This window comes from Kitasatospora sp. GP82, from assembly GCF_029892105.1.
Classification (GTDB): Bacteria; Actinomycetota; Actinomycetes; order Streptomycetales; family Streptomycetaceae; genus Kitasatospora.
Genome location: NZ_JARZAJ010000012.1, coordinates 88,623 through 102,424, shown reverse-complemented (window position 1 = coordinate 102,424; position 13,802 = coordinate 88,623). Strand labels below are relative to the sequence as shown.

Sequence of the window (13,802 nt, the reverse complement as noted above, 5' to 3'; positions counted from 1 at the left end):
TGGGCCGCCGTCCCCGGGTGCGGACGCGGCCGGGTGTGGGCCGGGCCGGTCCGTGGTCGGGCTGGTCAGCCCTGGTGCGGGTAGCGGTAGTCCGTCGGCGGGACGAAGGTCTCCTTGATGGACCGGGTGGACACCCAGCGGGTCAGGTTCTGCTTGGCGCCGGCCTTGTCGTTGGTGCCGGAGGCCCGGCCACCGCCGAAGGGCTGCTGGCCGACGACGGCGCCGGTCGGCTTGTCGTTGATGTAGAAGTTGCCGGCCGCGTTGCGCAGCTTGTGCATGGTGTACTGCACGGCCTCGCGGTCCTGGGCGATGACCGCGCCGGTCAGGCCGTACGCGGAGACCGACTCCATCTGCGTGAGCATCTCGTCGTACTTGTCGTCCTCGTAGACGTACACCGAGAGGATCGGCCCGAAGTACTCCTCACGGAAGTACTCGGCCGCCGGGTCCTCGCAGACCAGGACGGTCGGACGGACGAAGTAGCCGACCGAGTCGTCGTAGCTGCCACCGGCCAGGACCTCGACCTTGGGGTCGGCCTGGGCGCGGTCGATCGCGGCCTTGTTCTTGGCGAAGGACCGCTCGTCGATGACGGCGCTCATGAAGTTCGACAGGTCGGTTACGTCACCCATGGTCAGGCCGTCGACCTCGTCGCGGAACTCGTCCTTGAGCTCGGCCCAGATCGAGGCCGGGACGTAGGCGCGGGAGAGCGCCGAGCACTTCTGGCCCTGGAACTCGAAGGCACCGCGGGTCATCGCGGTCTTCAGCACGGCCTTGTCGGCGGACGGGTGCGCGACCAGGAAGTCCTTGCCGCCGGTCTCGCCGACGATCCGCGGGTAGGTGCGGTAGCCCGAGATGTTGTTGCCGACCTCGCGCCACAGGTGCTGGAAGGTCGCGGTGGAGCCGGTGAAGTGAATGCCGGCCAGATCCGGGTGCTTCAGCGCGACCTCGGAGACGGCCAGGCCGTCACCGGTCACCATGTTGATGACGCCCTTGGGCAGACCGGCCTCCTCGAAGACCTGCATCAGCAGGTGCGCGGAGAACTGCTGGGTCGGGGACGGCTTCCAGAGCACCACGTTGCCCATCAGGGCCGGGGCGGTGGGCAGGTTGGCCGCGATGGCGGTGAAGTTGAAGGGCGTGATCGCGTAGACGAAGCCCTCCAGCGCACGGTGGTCGCTGCGGTTCCACACGCCGGGCGAGGAGATCGGCTGCTCGGCGATGATCTGCCGGGCGAAGTGCACGTTGAAGCGCAGGAAGTCGACCAGCTCGCAGGGGGTGTCGATCTCGGCCTGCTGAGCGGTCTTGGACTGGCCGAGCATGGTCGCGGCGGCCAGCGTCTCGCGCCAGGGCCCTGCGATCAGGTCGGCGGCCTTGAGGAAGATCGCGGCGCGCGAGTCGAAGGAGAGCGCCTGCCAGGCCGGGGCAGCGGCCAGGGCAGCGTCGATGGCATCCCGCGCGTCGTCCTGGGTGGCGTTGCGCAGGGTGCCGAGCCGAGCCGCGTGGTTGTGCGGCTGGACGACGTGGATCTCGGCGCCGCCGCCCAGGCGGCGCTCACCGTTGATCGTCATGGTCAGCTGGATCGGCTCCTGGCCACCCAGCTCCTTCAGCTTGGCCTCCAGACGGGCCCGTTCCGGGCTGCCGGGGGCGTAGCTGTGGACCGGCTCGTTCACCGGCGCGGGGACCTGGGTTACAGCATCCATGGGCGCGCGCTCTCTTTCGAGTCGTGGGCGGGGAGCCGACGGGGATCGCACGCCGGCCATGAAGAAACGCTATTCCCCAAGGCCGGAGCACTTGATTGGCCAGGCGGCTAAAGTCATTCGGACAGAGTTGTAAGAGTGGACAGAAGCGCCCCCGGGACTTGTCAGGTCGGCCGTGCAGGCCACACCGGGGCCCGCGCAGCCGTGCGGCTGCGGTCCACGGGCAGATCGGCCGGACACGGTCCGGCGCCCTCCCGACACCCCACACCCGCCACACCCGCCCCACCCGGCCCGACCTGGAAGAGCCCCCGATGAAAGCCCCCGCGCCCGGTCTGCCCCTGCGGCAGCTGCTGATGTCGCTCGGCGAGCCGCTGGTGGAGCTTCAGGCCGCTCCGGCGGGCCTGGACGTACCGGTGCGGGACGTGGCGATCCTCGACCCCGAGGACCCGGCCACCGCCGCCCCCGGCGAACTGGTGCTGGCGATCGGCGCCCGGGGCCGGGCCGCGCTGCCGGCACTGCGCGCTGCCGGACGGGCCAGGGCGGCGGCCGTCGCGGTCAAACTGGACGCGCCCGGTCAGGCCGACGCGCTGCGCGAGGCCGCGACCGAGGCCGGGGTGGCGCTGCTCTCGGTCCGCCGCGAGACCCGCTGGGAGCACCTGGACTCACTCGCCCGGGCGATCATCGCCGGCCCCGACGCCCCCGAGACTCCCGAGCACAACGTCGGCGACCTCTTCTCGCTCGCCCAGACCGTCTCCGTACTGACCGGCGGCATCGTCTCGATCGAGGACACCTCCAGCCGCGTCCTCGCCTACTCCCGCTCCTCCGACTCCGACGAGGTGGACGACCTGCGCAGGCTCTCCATCCTCGGCTGGCAGGGCCCGGAGCCGTACCTGTCCAAGCTGCGCGAGTGGGGCATCTTCCAGCACCTGCGCACCTCCGACAGCGTCATCGAGGTCGAGCCGCACCCCGAACTCGGCATCCGCCGCCGACTGGCGATCGGCATCCGGGCGGGCGCCCAGCCGCTGGGCACCATCTGGGTCCAGGAGGGCGCCCAGCCGCTCGCCCCGCTGGCCAAACAGGCGCTGGTCGGCGCGGCCCGGGTCGCGGCGGCGCAACTGGTGCGGCGCAGACGGGAACTGTCGGCGGACGTCCGGCTGACCCAGACGCTGCTCACCGGTCTGCTGGAGGGCTCCACCGGTCCGCAGTCGCTGGCCACCCACCTGGGCCTGGAGCCGCGCCGCCCGGCCACCGTGCTGGCGTACGCGGCGGGCTCCCCCGGGGAGGGCGGCGGGCTGGAACGGGCGATGGGCGAGGTCACCGGGCTGATCTCGGTGCACACCGCCGCCCGGCACCGCAGCGCGCTGCTCGCCCCGATCGAGTCCCGGGTGTACGTCCTGCTGCCGGAGCTGCCCGCCGGGCTGCCGATGGCCACCGTGCGCAGCTGGGCGCAGGAGGTGGTGGTGGCGGCCAGGGAGCACCTGGGGATCCCGCTGCGGGCCGCGATCGGCTCGACGGTGGACGCCCTGGCGGCGGTCCCGGAGTCCCGGGCGCAGGCGGACCGGATCCTGGACGCGATGGGGCGCGGCGGGGTCGATCTCGACGTCGCGGCGCTGATCGATGTTCAGGCGGAGGTGCTGGTCAGCGAGGTGCTGGCGCTGCTCCAGGAGCGCCAGGGCCTGCGCGACCCCAGGCTCACGGCCCTGGCCGAGTACGACCGGCGGCACGGCACCCGGCTCGCCGAATCGGTGCTGGCCTGGCTGGACGCGCTGGGCGAGGTCCGCGTCGCGGCGGACGCCCTGCACATCCACCCCAACACCCTGCGCTACCGGGTCCGCCGCGCCGAACAGTTGACGGGCATCGACCTGACCCAGCCCCAGCAGCGCCTGCTGGCGATGCTCCAACTCCGCCTGCCCGCCGAGGACTCGGCCAACTGAGCCGTTCAGCGCGGCGCGCCCGGGCTCTGCGGGGCTCTATGCGGCCGCAACCTGCCTCCGCCCGACGGCCGACGGCCGACGACCCACGGCCCACGGCCGCAGCGGCGCCCCCGCACGCCCGCGTCGGCATGACGCCCGAGTGCACGCCGGGTCCGGACTCAGTGCTGCGTACGCTCCACCCGCCACTGCTCCCACGCCGTCAGCCAGCTGTCCTCCGCCGCCGATGCGTTGCGCAGCCCGCCCGACCACAGCCGCTCCCAGGCCCGCTGGGCCGGCAGGCTCGGCACCTCACTGGCGAAGACCGTGTACCGGATGACCTCCTCCATCGCCGCCAGGCCCTCCGAAGTGCCGACGGCCCAATCAGCGTGCTGGGCCAGCCTGGTGAGGTGGTTCACCATGGCGGTGACCGACTCCCCGGCCTCCTCCCGGCTCTCCGACGCCAGCTTCATCTGCTGCCGCACGGCAGCCTCCCAGCGGACGGCCGCCGCCTCGCCGCGCGAGCGGCGCGGCACCCTGGGCTTCTGCTCGGCACGGATCTGCGCCGCGATCGCGAGTGCCTCGCGGACGGCGTGCTCGACCACCATCCGGTGCGCCTCAAGACCGAGCACCGACGGCAGTTCACGCTCTTCCAGGGCCACCCGCCGGGCCTGCTGGGCGGCCAGCTTCCGCATCAGGTCGGTCCGGCCGAGGATGTAGCGCTCGAAGTCCTCGATCCGCTTCAGCTCGATGCCGCCCGGCGGCACGCCGCGTCCGGTCACCGTGACGGTGATGCCGTCCACCCGCAGGCGGCCCGCCCAGACCGGCCTCCGGCGGCCCGCGTTCAGGGCGAGGCCCTCCTCCCCCACCGCGGACACCGCCTCCGAGACCGCGTCCGCGAGCTCGCAGCCCGCGTCCCGCGCGCGGTCCTCGTGGATCTGGACGGCCCTGGGCTCGCCCTCCACGGTGATCCACTCGCGCAGGGCCCGCACACTGCCGGGGCCATCACCCTCGTCGACGCCCAACTGCTCGAAGACCCGGTCGCGTTCGTCCTCGACGACATCCTCCAGCTCGGGCAGCTGGTCGGTGTCGGTACCGGGGCGGTAGGTGCGGACGGTCACATACGGGCCCTCGGCCGAACTCCAGTCGCCGGAGCGCACCTCGACCCACCCCAGCTCACCGTTGCGGAGCTCGTACTCGGCCAGCGCGTCGCTGTCCTCACCGGCCTCCGCCGCGCCGGTACCACCACCCGGGGGCGCACTCTCGCCGCCGCGCGCTGGATCGGCACGGTGCACTCCCCCACCGGGCGCGCCCCGGTCCACCGCGTAGACCGGGAAGTCCGCGTCTGCGAGGACCTGACGGCTGTACTCCTCGTGGTCGGCGTAGAAGTCCTCGGGACCCTGGGGCCTGCTCGCGCTCTGCCTCTTCATCCTGTGCCGCACCCCCGTGTGCTCGCCTCGCCGTCGGTCTCGGGGCACCACTGCACCGGGCCTGGCCCGGCACACCGGCGCCGCGTCCGCCCCACGATACGTTGGAAGCATCTGCTGGGCCATCAGCTTCCCTCGTACGGTTGTCAGATGGCCCGCCCGGCCACGCGCGGCCCGAATTGTCAGTAGCCTTGCCTACCCTGAGCGGCATGACAGCAGCCAAGAACTTCCCCGCCAGGATCAGCATCGTCACTCTCGGGGTGTCCGACCTGCAGCGCAGCGCCGAGTTCTACGAGGCCCTGGGCTGGCAGCGCTCCGCCGCCTCCAGCCCCGAGATCGTCTGGTTCCGGACGGCGGATTCGGCCCTCGGCCTCTTCCCTGCCGAGGCGCTGGCGGCCGACGCCGGGGTGCCGGTGACGGGCGAGCCGTCCTTCCGCGGTGTCACTCTCGCGGTGAACCTCGAATCGCCCGAGCTGGTTGACGCGGCCCTCGAAACGGCGGTCGCGGCAGGCGCCACGGTGGTCAAGCCCCCGACCGCCACCCACTGGGGCGGCTACTCCGGCTACTTCGAGGACTTGGACGGCCACCTCTGGGAGCTGGCCCACAACCCCTTCTTCCCGTTCACCGAATCCGGCAGCCTGGACTTGCCGTAACCATCCTTCGCAGCCGGGGGGCCGCCGTGGATCCCAACCGCTACCACCTCTCCTCCGTCTGGTCGGTGCCCGCCCACCCCGAGCAGGTCTACCGGGTGCTGGAGGACGTCGCCCGCTACCCGGCCTGGTGGCCGCAGATCCGCACGGTCCGCCAACTCGACGAGACCACGGGTGAGTTACGGGTGCGCTCGTTCCTGCCCTACGAGCTGCGCTTCACCGTTCGCGAGCAGCACCGGGACGCGGCGGCCGGCCTGCTCCAGGCCGAACTCCGCGGCGACCTGCAAGGCTGGTCACGCTGGCAGCTGAGCCCGGCCGGCCCGGCCGGCAGCCGCATCCTCTTCGAAGAAGACGTACGCCCCGGCAAGGCCCTGATGCGCCGCCTTGCCCTGATCGCCCGCCCCCTCTTCCTCGCCAACCACGCCGCAATGATGCGCGCGGGCGAACGCGGCCTGCGCACCCACCTGACTCCCTGACGCCCCCGGGGGCACCGGACCCCATGCACCATGCGGGGGCGGCCCATCCTCGGAGGGCGTGTTGGGGGCGCCCCTCACGAGTGCGAATCTCGTATCCTCCGCCTCCGCCCGCCAGGGCAGACGAAGGCCCCCGACCGCACCGCGGCCGAGTCCTTGGTCGTTCCGGCCTGCGCCAGTCGGTCTTCCCGGCCGTACGACGAAGACTCACCTCAACGACAGCAGCCCGCCGCACAGCGCAGGCGGCCTGTCCGCTACTGACGCAGTTCGAGGGAATGTGCGTGGACAGTGCGCGGAGGAAGTCGGGCGCGTCGATCCAGAGACCGTCGGAGCCGGTCCGAGAGGTGGCAGCGGACGACCGGTCAGACGTCGAGGAACGCCACGTCGAGCCGGTCGAGTTGGTCGGGGTCGGCGACCACGTCGATCGCGACGACCTTGCCATCGGCGATCGTGAAGCGCAGTGCGCCGCGGAGCTTTCCGTCCGGGGCCCAGGCGGCTCCCACGGTGCCGTCCAGCAGGGCAGTGCGGGCGTCCTGAGCGCGGCCCAGGAAGGCGCTGAGCACCGAGGGCCGGCCGCGGAGTTCGTGTTCCGTTCCCAACAGCGGGACCACCCGGTCGGCACGGAGCACCACGTCCGGGTCCAGCACGGCCAGCAGGGCGTCGAAGTCGCCTCCGCGAGCCGCGGTGAGGAAGGCGTCGACGACTTCGCGACGGCGGATCTGGTCGGCCCCGGCTGCGGCCTCCGGGGACCGCCCCTGGACGCGGCGCCGCGCCCGGCTGGCGAGCTGCCGGGTCGCTGCCGGGGTGCGGTCCAGGATGGTGGCGATGTCGTCGAAGGGCACGGCGAACAGGTCGTGCAGCACGAACGCCAGCCGTTCGGCAGGAGCCAGTGTGTCGAGTACGACGAGCAGGGCGAGGCCGACGGAGTCGGCCAGCAGCGCCTCGTGCTCCGGCTCGGTTCCGCCCTCGCCTTCGTCGATCGCGTGCGGCTGTTGCGTCTCCAGGGGTTCCTCACGGCGTGAGGTGCGTGAGCGCAGCATGTCCAGGCAGACCCGGCCGACGACTGTGGTCAGCCATCCGCCCAGGTTCTCCACGCCACTGGTGTCCGTGCGGTGGAGCCGCAGCCAGGCCTCCTGCACGGCATCGTCGGCCTCGTTGAGAGAACCCAGAATCCGGTAGGCCACCGCCCGAAGGTGGCTGCGGTTGGCCTCGAAGCCCTCCGCCAGAGATTCGTTCTCGTCCATCTGTCACACCTTTCCGTCGGGATCCGTCAGTGCTGTGACGGATCCCGCCACTGCGATGTGACAAGACAACAGGAGGAAGCAGCGATGCAGGCCCGTATGCAGAACCCGGCCATGGTCCTTCCCGATGCCATGCCCGCCATCCTCAACGTACTCAAGGCCGTGGAGAAGGGTGGCGTGCCGAAGACGACGCTGGAGCTCGTCCACCTGCGGGCGAGCCAGATCAACGGCTGCAGCGTCTGCGTGGACGCGGGTGCGCGCAGCGCCAGGAAGGCCGGGGAGAGCGATGAGCGACTGTTCGCGGTGGCGGCCTGGCGGGAGGCGCCGTACTTCACCGACGCCGAGCGTGCCGCACTGGCGCTCGCCGAATCCGCCACCCGGCTGGCCGACCGGACCGACCCGGTGCCCGACGAGATCTGGGACGAGGCCGCGCGGCACTACGACGAGAAGGGGCTCGCCGCCCTGACCCTCATGATCGCCGTGACCAACCTCTTCAACCGCCTCAACGCCACCACCCGGCAGATCGCCGCCAGCGCCTCCTGGTAGGCGAATGCCTCACCCCCGATCCGGGGAGAGAGGACGTCAAAGATCGCCACAGGGCCGCCATCTCACGTTGGCGGCCCTGTGGCAAGTACCGCAGCGCTGCCAAAACTCAGCGGGCGTCGTGATCGGCCGGGGCGGTCGTACCGGGTGTCGCGCGCGCCGGAGCTACTTGCCGCGGCGGGAGCGGGCCTTGAACGCCGCCTTCCTGGCTTCCTTGGCCACCCCGCGGTCCTGGTGCAGCTCGCCGACGGCCTCCAGCACCTCCACCGTGTACGGGTGCTCGATGCGCCACAGTTCGCCGAAGAAGCCCTCCGGGTCGTCGTCCACCGGCAGCCCGGCCACCAGCTGCTGCACCTCCTCAAGCTCACCCTCGTTGGTCAGCAACTGGGCGGCAAAGGTGTCCACCATCGTCCAGAGCACCACCGGCCGCTCCGGCGCCGCGACCTCCACGCCCTGTTCGAGCAGCCAGGCCCGCGCCGCGCCACCGAGCTCGGCGTCGTCCACCACCTCCTGCGCGGCAGGACGGGCCGCGGTGCCGAGCTGCTCCAGCGCGGACAGGCACAGCAGCCGCCGCACCGGGCTGTACGGGTCGGTCCCCCGGGCCGCCGCCAGCAGTTCACGCGCCGCCGCGAGCGGCTCCCGTCCGGTGAGCCAGGCGGCCAGCTCCCGCTCGGGGAGCACGTTGTCGGTCTCCGAGATCCCGCGCAGCAGTTCCTCGGCGGTGCCCTGGGCCAGCTCGCCGATCAGCGGGGCCTCGAAGCCGTCCTCCAGCAGCCACTGGCGCACGCCGTACTGCCCGAGCGCGGTGAGCCTGACCAGCCCGAACCGGGCGGCCTCCGCCTCGTCCAGCGGCTCGGTGCCCTCCGCCACCGGCTCCTCGCCGGTCTCCTCCTCGAACAGCTCCGGGTCGATCGGCTGGTGCTCCAGCAGCCCGAGCTCGGCGAGGTCGCCGAGCATCGGGTCGAGCGTCACCATCAGGTCGGTGATGTCGCCGAGCATCTCCTCGTCGGGCTCCTCGCCCTCCGGTACGACCAGCAGCGCGGCCAGCACGCCCAGCGGTACGGTCTCCTGCCCCGGCTCGGCAAAGGCGGTGGTCTCGTAGAGCACCTGGAGCGCCTCGTCCAGCAGCTCCTCGGCCGCCTTCCGGGACTCCTCCAGCTCGGCGAGCCCGGCCTCGTCGCTCTCGCCCTTCTCCTCGCCCTCGCCCTCGCCCTCCAGGGTGAGGGAGTCGGCTTCGACGGCCAGCTCGCGGACGATGCCGGCGGCGGTGAGCCACAGTTCGAGGACGGTCTCCGCATCGCCCTGCTCGGCGTCGTCCAGATCCGGGCCCGGGACGGCCACATGCTCGCCCTCGGCGGTGGTGCCGATCTCGATCAGCTCCAGATCGCAGGCGAGCGACCAGGCCCGCATGGCCTCGACCACCGCGTCCTCCGGCGCGTCGCCCTCGGCGGGCGCCAGACCGAGCAGCCGGGCGGCGGGGGCACGGTCGGGACCGGTCAGGTCACCGAACTCGTCCACCGGCCGGTGCGGCGCGGCCCAGCGGGCCAGCTTCAGCGCATGGTCGATCAGCGGCACCGCGAGCGCGGCGGCGGCCAGCTCCTCCTCCGGCGGCAGCAGGACCGGCGGGACGAGGACGACGGCATCGTCCATGTCGTCCTCCTCGCGACCGTGCGCGGCGAACGCCCCGTACAGATCGGCCAGCTCGTAGTCGGCAGGAAGCAGGCCCTCGGGCTTCGCGCCGGGCCCGCTCTCCGAAGAGCTGTCAGGGTTGGTGCGTCGTCGTCCGGCCATCGTGCGTGCTCTCCCGTACTGACAAGGTCGTAGTGGCGGTGGTCACAGTGGCATCACCCGCAGCAGCGGTGGCCACCGTCCGCAGGGCCGAGTGGGTACCCGTCCATCTACTCAGCGTAGCCGTCGGGGCGGCGCCGCGCCCGACCGGTGGCCTCCAGGCCCGATCCGGCCGGTCCTGCCCGGCGCGCGGCGTCAACCCCCGGGTGTCGCAGCCGACGGGGTCGCGGCCGGACAGGGCCCTCACCCGCCGTCGACGGGCGCGAAGCCGTATCCTTCGCTTGGCGCAGTGCACAACCCCGCACGGCCACCGGGCAACGACGCCCACCCCCCTCCTCGCTCGACTGCTTCCCCATGCCCTCCTGCGGGCTGCCGGGGCGCGTACGGCGGGAGGACCGCACCAGTACTCATCCTGCCCCGCCGGAGACCCCGAATCCAGGCCACCACCCCAGGCCCTGCCCGGGCCCGGTGGTGCCCGGCCACAGGAGACCCCTGCCATGGCGGACCTCTCCCCCGCCGGCCCCGGACTGCCCACAGCGCAGTACCCGGTACGCCGGCTCTCGGAGGCCCTGCTCCCCCTGGAGCTCGCACCACGCACGCAACTCCAGCTCGCCGCGGTCAGCCGCTGGAACGCGCTGCGCGGCATACGCGTCGGCCTGGTGGCCGCCGCCCTTCTGCTTCTGCTGATCGGTGCCAACCTGGCGACCCCGATCTATCCGGTGCTCCAGCAGCGCCTCGGGCTGACCGCCCTCGACACCACCATCCTCTTCACCGTCTACGTCTTCGCCCTGGTCCCGGTGCTGGCCGCGGTCGGCCACTGGTCGGACCACCTCGGGCGCCGCGCGATGATCCTGCCCGCCGTGGTGCTGGCCGCCGCCGGCGACGCGATCTTCGCCACCGCGGGCAGCTTCGGCCAGCTCGCCGCCGGACGGGCCGTCCAGGGCGTCGCGGTCGCGCTGTCCACCGGTGCCGCCGGGGCCGCCCTCGGCGATCTGCTGCCGGACCACCAGACGCTGGCCGCCAAGCTCACCCTGGCCTGTTCGGCGGGCGGGGTGGCACTCGGCCCGATCATCGGCGCCCTGCTCGCAGGCGGTTCGAACCCGCTGCTGACGCCCTTCATGGCACACGCGGTGGCGCTGCTGGCCCTGTGCGTCCCGCTGGCCCTGGTCCATCCCCGGATGCCGGGACGCGAACGCCCGCCGGCCGCCCCTCCCCGCATCACCACCCCGGCCCATCTGCGGCCCAAGCGGCTCGCCCTGCCCGCCAAGGGCCGCCGCGAGTTCCTGCTCGCCGCCGGTGCCGGCTTCATCTCCTACGCCGTCTTCGGGGTCTACCTCAGCCTGGCGCCCGCCTTCTCGGCGAAGCTGCTGCACACCACCTCGCATCTGACGGGCGCGGTGGTCGCCGCCCTGCTGCTCGGCTCCTCGGCGATCGCCCAGCTGCTGATCCCGCCGACCGCCGACCGTCTGGTCATCGCCCTCGGCATGACCGGACTGGCCGCCGGCCTGGGCATGGTGGTCGCCGCCCAGTACACCGGCACCCCGGCGCTGCTCTTCATCGGCAGCGTCCTCGGTGGTGCCTGCCAGGGCGTGGCGTTCCGCTCCCTGTTCACCAACGCCGTCGCCGCCATGGACCCCGAACGGCGCGGCAGTGAACTCTCCACCCTGTGGGTCGTCGTCTACCTGGGCAGCTCGCTGCCGATCGTCGCCGTGGGCGCCCTGGTCCGCTCCTACGGTCTGCTTGCGGCCGTCAGCGGCTTCGCGAGCATCGCAGCGCTCGCCTGCCTGGGCCTCGCGGCGACCGTCGTCCGCAAGCGCTGACCGCATCGTCCGCAGGCGCTGAGCGACAGGGCGCGGGGGCTCCGTCCCCAGGCGCTGCGCGCAGCGCAAACGCCACTGCCGCGTGGATCGTCCCCCGAAGGAGCGATCCACGCGGCAGTGGCGTTTCTGCAGGTGCTGGGCCGATCAGACGTTGAAGCCGAGGGCGCGGAGCTGATCGCGGCCGTCGTCGGTGATCTTGTCGGGGCCCCACGGCGGCATCCAGACCCAGTTGATACGCAGGTCCTTCACCAGGCCGTCGGTGGCGGTCTTCGCCTGGTCCTCGATGACGTCGGTCAGCGGGCAGGCCGCCGAGGTGAGCGTCATGTCGATGGTGGCCACGTCGTCCTCGTCGATGTGGACGCCGTAGATGAGGCCCAGGTTGACGACGTCGATGCCCAGTTCGGGGTCGACGACGTCCATCAGGGCCTCGGTCAGGTCCTCGACGGACACGGTGCCCGCGCTGGTGCCCACCGGGCCGTCCTGGCTGCTGTCCGCAGCCGGGGTCTCGGTCTCGCTCATTGATCAGTCCTTCAGTCGTTGATGGCGGGCTGCTCGGCGAGCGCCTTGGCGGTGGCGTCCTTCCAGGCCATCCAGCTCAGCAGCGCGCACTTGACCCGGGCGGGGTACTTGGAGACACCGGCGAACGCGACCGCGTCCTCCAGCACCTCCTCGTCGCCCTCGCCCTGGCCCTTGCTCTGCATCAGCTCCAGGAAGGCCTCCTGGATGACCTGGCCCTCGCCGACGGTCTTGCCGACCACCAGGTCGTTCAGCACCGAGGCGCTGGCCTGGCTGATCGAGCAGCCCTGCGACTCGTAGCTGACATCCGCCACCACGGCGCCGTCGAGCCTGACCCGCAGGGTGATCTCGTCCCCACAGGTCGGGTTGACGTGGTGCACCTCGGCGTCGCCGTCCCGCAGCCCCTTGCCGTGGGGGTTGCGGTAGTGGTCCAGGATGATCTCCTGGTACATCGAGTCGAGCTTCATCTCAGTGGCCCAGTCCCTCAGCCGAAGAAGTTGCGGACGTGGTGCAGGCCGGCGATCAGCGCATCGACCTCGGCCGGCGTCGAGTACAGATAGAACGACGCTCGCGTGGTCGCCGGAATTCCGTACCGCAGGCAGACCGGCCGTGCGCAGTGGTGACCGACGCGCACGGCGATGCCCTGCTCGTCCAGCACCTGGCCCACGTCGTGCGGGTGGATGTCGCCGAGGACGAAGGAGATCGCGGCGCCGCGGTCAACAGCCGTACGGGGGCCGATGATCCGCAGTTCCGGCACCTCGAGAAGGCGCTCGACCGCGTACTCGGTGATCGCGTGCTCATGAGCGGCGATCTTCTCCATGCCGATGTTCGACAGGTAGTCGATGGCCGCGCCGAGACCGACCGCCTGGGCGATCGGCGGGGTGCCCGCCTCGAACTTGTGCGGCGCGGGGGCGTAGGTGGACGAGCCCATGGTGACGGTCTCGATCATCTCGCCGCCACCGAGGAACGGGGGCAGGTCCTCGAGCAGCTCCTGGCGGCCCCAGAGCACGCCGATACCCGTGGGTGCCAGCATCTTGTGCCCGGTGAAGGCGACGAAGTCGGCCTCCAGCGCCTGGACGTCCAGCACCATGTGCGGGGCGGCCTGGGAGGCGTCGATCAGCACCAGGGCGCCGACCGACTGGGCCTTGCGGACGATGGTCTCGACCGGGTTGATGGTGCCCATCAGGTTGGAGACCAGGGTGAAGGAGACGATCTTCGTCTTCTCGGTGATCAGCTCGTCGATGTTGGACAGGTCGAGCCGGCCCTCGTCGGTCAGCCCGAACCACTTCAGCTTCGCGCCGGTGCGCTGCGAGAGCAGCTGCCACGGAACGATGTTGGAGTGGTGCTCCATCTCCGTGATGACGATCTCGGCGTCCGCGTCCACGCGGTAGGGCTCGTCGGCCCAACCCAGCATGTTGGCAACCAGGTTGAGGGACTCCGAGGCGTTCTTGGTGAAGATCACCTCGTCCCGGCTCGGCGCGTTGACGAAGGCCGCGACCTTGTCGCGGGCACCCTCGTACAGCGCCGTGGCCTCCTCGGCCAGCACATGCACCCCGCGGTGCACATTGGCGTTGTACCGCTCGTAGTAAGCGTTGAGGGCTTCGAGCACCTGCCGGGGCTTCTGCGAGGTCGCCGCGTTGTCCAAGTAGATCAGGGGCTTGCCGTCGTGCAGCACCCGCTGCAGGATCGGGAAGTCCTTGCGGATCGCGTCGGTGTCGAGCAGCCCGGTCAGCGCCGAGCCGG

At 71.7% G+C, this 13,802-nt stretch carries 12 protein-coding genes; 5 read left to right on the top strand and 7 right to left on the bottom strand.

Going from position 1 to position 13,802, the window contains the following annotated elements:
• Nucleotides 1–65 precede the first annotated feature (65 nt).
• Nucleotides 66–1,694 carry an L-glutamate gamma-semialdehyde dehydrogenase gene (gene pruA / locus P3T39_RS14690; protein WP_280698001.1) on the bottom strand — a complete coding sequence of 543 codons (1,629 nt, stop codon included), beginning with the start codon at nucleotides 1,692–1,694 and terminating at the stop codon, nucleotides 66–68.
• Between the two features lie 308 nt (nucleotides 1,695–2,002).
• Between pruA and P3T39_RS14685 the strand changes: the two genes are divergently transcribed.
• Complete coding sequence (locus P3T39_RS14685; protein WP_280698000.1) at nucleotides 2,003–3,625, top strand: helix-turn-helix domain-containing protein; 1,623 nt, start codon at nucleotides 2,003–2,005, stop codon at nucleotides 3,623–3,625.
• 158 nt (nucleotides 3,626–3,783) lie between these two features.
• On the opposite strand, the gene P3T39_RS14680 is transcribed toward P3T39_RS14685, so the two are convergent.
• Nucleotides 3,784–5,031, bottom strand: a complete 1,248-nt coding sequence (locus P3T39_RS14680; protein ID WP_280697999.1) for a hypothetical protein — start codon at nucleotides 5,029–5,031, stop codon at nucleotides 3,784–3,786.
• A gap of 206 nt (nucleotides 5,032–5,237) precedes the next feature.
• Here P3T39_RS14680 and P3T39_RS14675 point away from each other — a divergent pair, with 206 nt between their 5' ends.
• A complete protein-coding gene (locus tag P3T39_RS14675) occupies nucleotides 5,238–5,681 on the top strand; it encodes a VOC family protein (RefSeq protein WP_280697998.1) in 444 nt (147 codons plus the stop codon).
• Between the two features lie 26 nt (nucleotides 5,682–5,707).
• Nucleotides 5,708–6,154, top strand: coding sequence for an SRPBCC family protein (locus tag P3T39_RS14670; RefSeq protein ID WP_280697997.1), 447 nt, complete (start codon nucleotides 5,708–5,710; stop codon nucleotides 6,152–6,154).
• A 359-nt stretch (nucleotides 6,155–6,513) separates the two neighbouring features.
• Here the strand turns inward: P3T39_RS14670 and P3T39_RS14665 are convergent, their stop codons facing one another.
• Nucleotides 6,514–7,395 (bottom strand): sigma-70 family RNA polymerase sigma factor, encoded by an 882-nt coding sequence (locus tag P3T39_RS14665; protein WP_280697996.1) that lies wholly within the window; start codon nucleotides 7,393–7,395, stop codon nucleotides 6,514–6,516.
• A gap of 84 nt (nucleotides 7,396–7,479) precedes the next feature.
• On the opposite strand from P3T39_RS14665, the gene P3T39_RS14660 reads away from it, so the two are divergent.
• The gene (locus tag P3T39_RS14660; RefSeq protein WP_280697995.1) at nucleotides 7,480–7,938 is read left to right on the top strand and encodes a carboxymuconolactone decarboxylase family protein; all 459 of its coding nucleotides are present in this window, start codon (nucleotides 7,480–7,482) and stop codon (nucleotides 7,936–7,938) included.
• A gap of 162 nt (nucleotides 7,939–8,100) precedes the next feature.
• On the opposite strand, the gene P3T39_RS14655 is transcribed toward P3T39_RS14660, so the two are convergent.
• Nucleotides 8,101–9,726, bottom strand: a complete 1,626-nt coding sequence (locus P3T39_RS14655) for a hypothetical protein (protein WP_280697994.1) — start codon at nucleotides 9,724–9,726, stop codon at nucleotides 8,101–8,103.
• Nucleotides 9,727–10,220: 494 nt separating this feature from the next.
• On the opposite strand from P3T39_RS14655, the gene P3T39_RS14650 reads away from it, so the two are divergent.
• Nucleotides 10,221–11,543, top strand: coding sequence for an MFS transporter (locus tag P3T39_RS14650; RefSeq protein ID WP_280697993.1), 1,323 nt, complete (start codon nucleotides 10,221–10,223; stop codon nucleotides 11,541–11,543).
• A gap of 144 nt (nucleotides 11,544–11,687) precedes the next feature.
• On the opposite strand, the gene P3T39_RS14645 is transcribed toward P3T39_RS14650, so the two are convergent.
• Genes P3T39_RS14645 through P3T39_RS14635 form a run of 3 tightly spaced genes read right to left on the bottom strand, consistent with a single transcriptional unit; the run spans nucleotide 11,688 to nucleotide 13,791 of the window.
• The gene (locus tag P3T39_RS14645) at nucleotides 11,688–12,062 is read right to left on the bottom strand and encodes a metal-sulfur cluster assembly factor (RefSeq protein WP_280697992.1); all 375 of its coding nucleotides are present in this window, start codon (nucleotides 12,060–12,062) and stop codon (nucleotides 11,688–11,690) included.
• Nucleotides 12,063–12,073: 11 nt separating this feature from the next.
• On the bottom strand, nucleotides 12,074–12,526 hold the full coding sequence (gene sufU, locus P3T39_RS14640) for a Fe-S cluster assembly sulfur transfer protein SufU (protein WP_280697991.1): 453 nt from the start codon (nucleotides 12,524–12,526) through the stop codon (nucleotides 12,074–12,076).
• A 17-nt stretch (nucleotides 12,527–12,543) separates the two neighbouring features.
• Nucleotides 12,544–13,791, bottom strand: coding sequence for a cysteine desulfurase (locus P3T39_RS14635; protein ID WP_280698108.1), 1,248 nt, complete (start codon nucleotides 13,789–13,791; stop codon nucleotides 12,544–12,546).
• Between the last annotated feature and the right edge of the window lie 11 nt (nucleotides 13,792–13,802).

Excerpts from the sequence above, each read along its gene's own strand:
- P3T39_RS14650 (WP_280697993.1), top strand. The coding sequence starts at position 10,221 with ATGGCGGACCTCTCCCCCGCCGGCCCCGGACTGCCCACAGCGCAGTAC.
- P3T39_RS14645 (WP_280697992.1), bottom strand. The coding sequence starts at position 12,062 with ATGAGCGAGACCGAGACCCCGGCTGCGGACAGCAGCCAGGACGGCCCG.
- pruA (WP_280698001.1), bottom strand. The coding sequence starts at position 1,694 with ATGGATGCTGTAACCCAGGTCCCCGCGCCGGTGAACGAGCCGGTCCAC.
- P3T39_RS14680 (WP_280697999.1), bottom strand. The coding sequence starts at position 5,031 with ATGAAGAGGCAGAGCGCGAGCAGGCCCCAGGGTCCCGAGGACTTCTAC.
- P3T39_RS14685 (WP_280698000.1), top strand. The coding sequence starts at position 2,003 with ATGAAAGCCCCCGCGCCCGGTCTGCCCCTGCGGCAGCTGCTGATGTCG.
- P3T39_RS14665 (WP_280697996.1), bottom strand. The coding sequence starts at position 7,395 with ATGGACGAGAACGAATCTCTGGCGGAGGGCTTCGAGGCCAACCGCAGC.
- P3T39_RS14675 (WP_280697998.1), top strand. The coding sequence starts at position 5,238 with ATGACAGCAGCCAAGAACTTCCCCGCCAGGATCAGCATCGTCACTCTC.
- sufU (WP_280697991.1), bottom strand. The coding sequence starts at position 12,526 with ATGAAGCTCGACTCGATGTACCAGGAGATCATCCTGGACCACTACCGC.
- P3T39_RS14655 (WP_280697994.1), bottom strand. The coding sequence starts at position 9,726 with ATGGCCGGACGACGACGCACCAACCCTGACAGCTCTTCGGAGAGCGGG.
- P3T39_RS14660 (WP_280697995.1), top strand. The coding sequence starts at position 7,480 with ATGCAGGCCCGTATGCAGAACCCGGCCATGGTCCTTCCCGATGCCATG.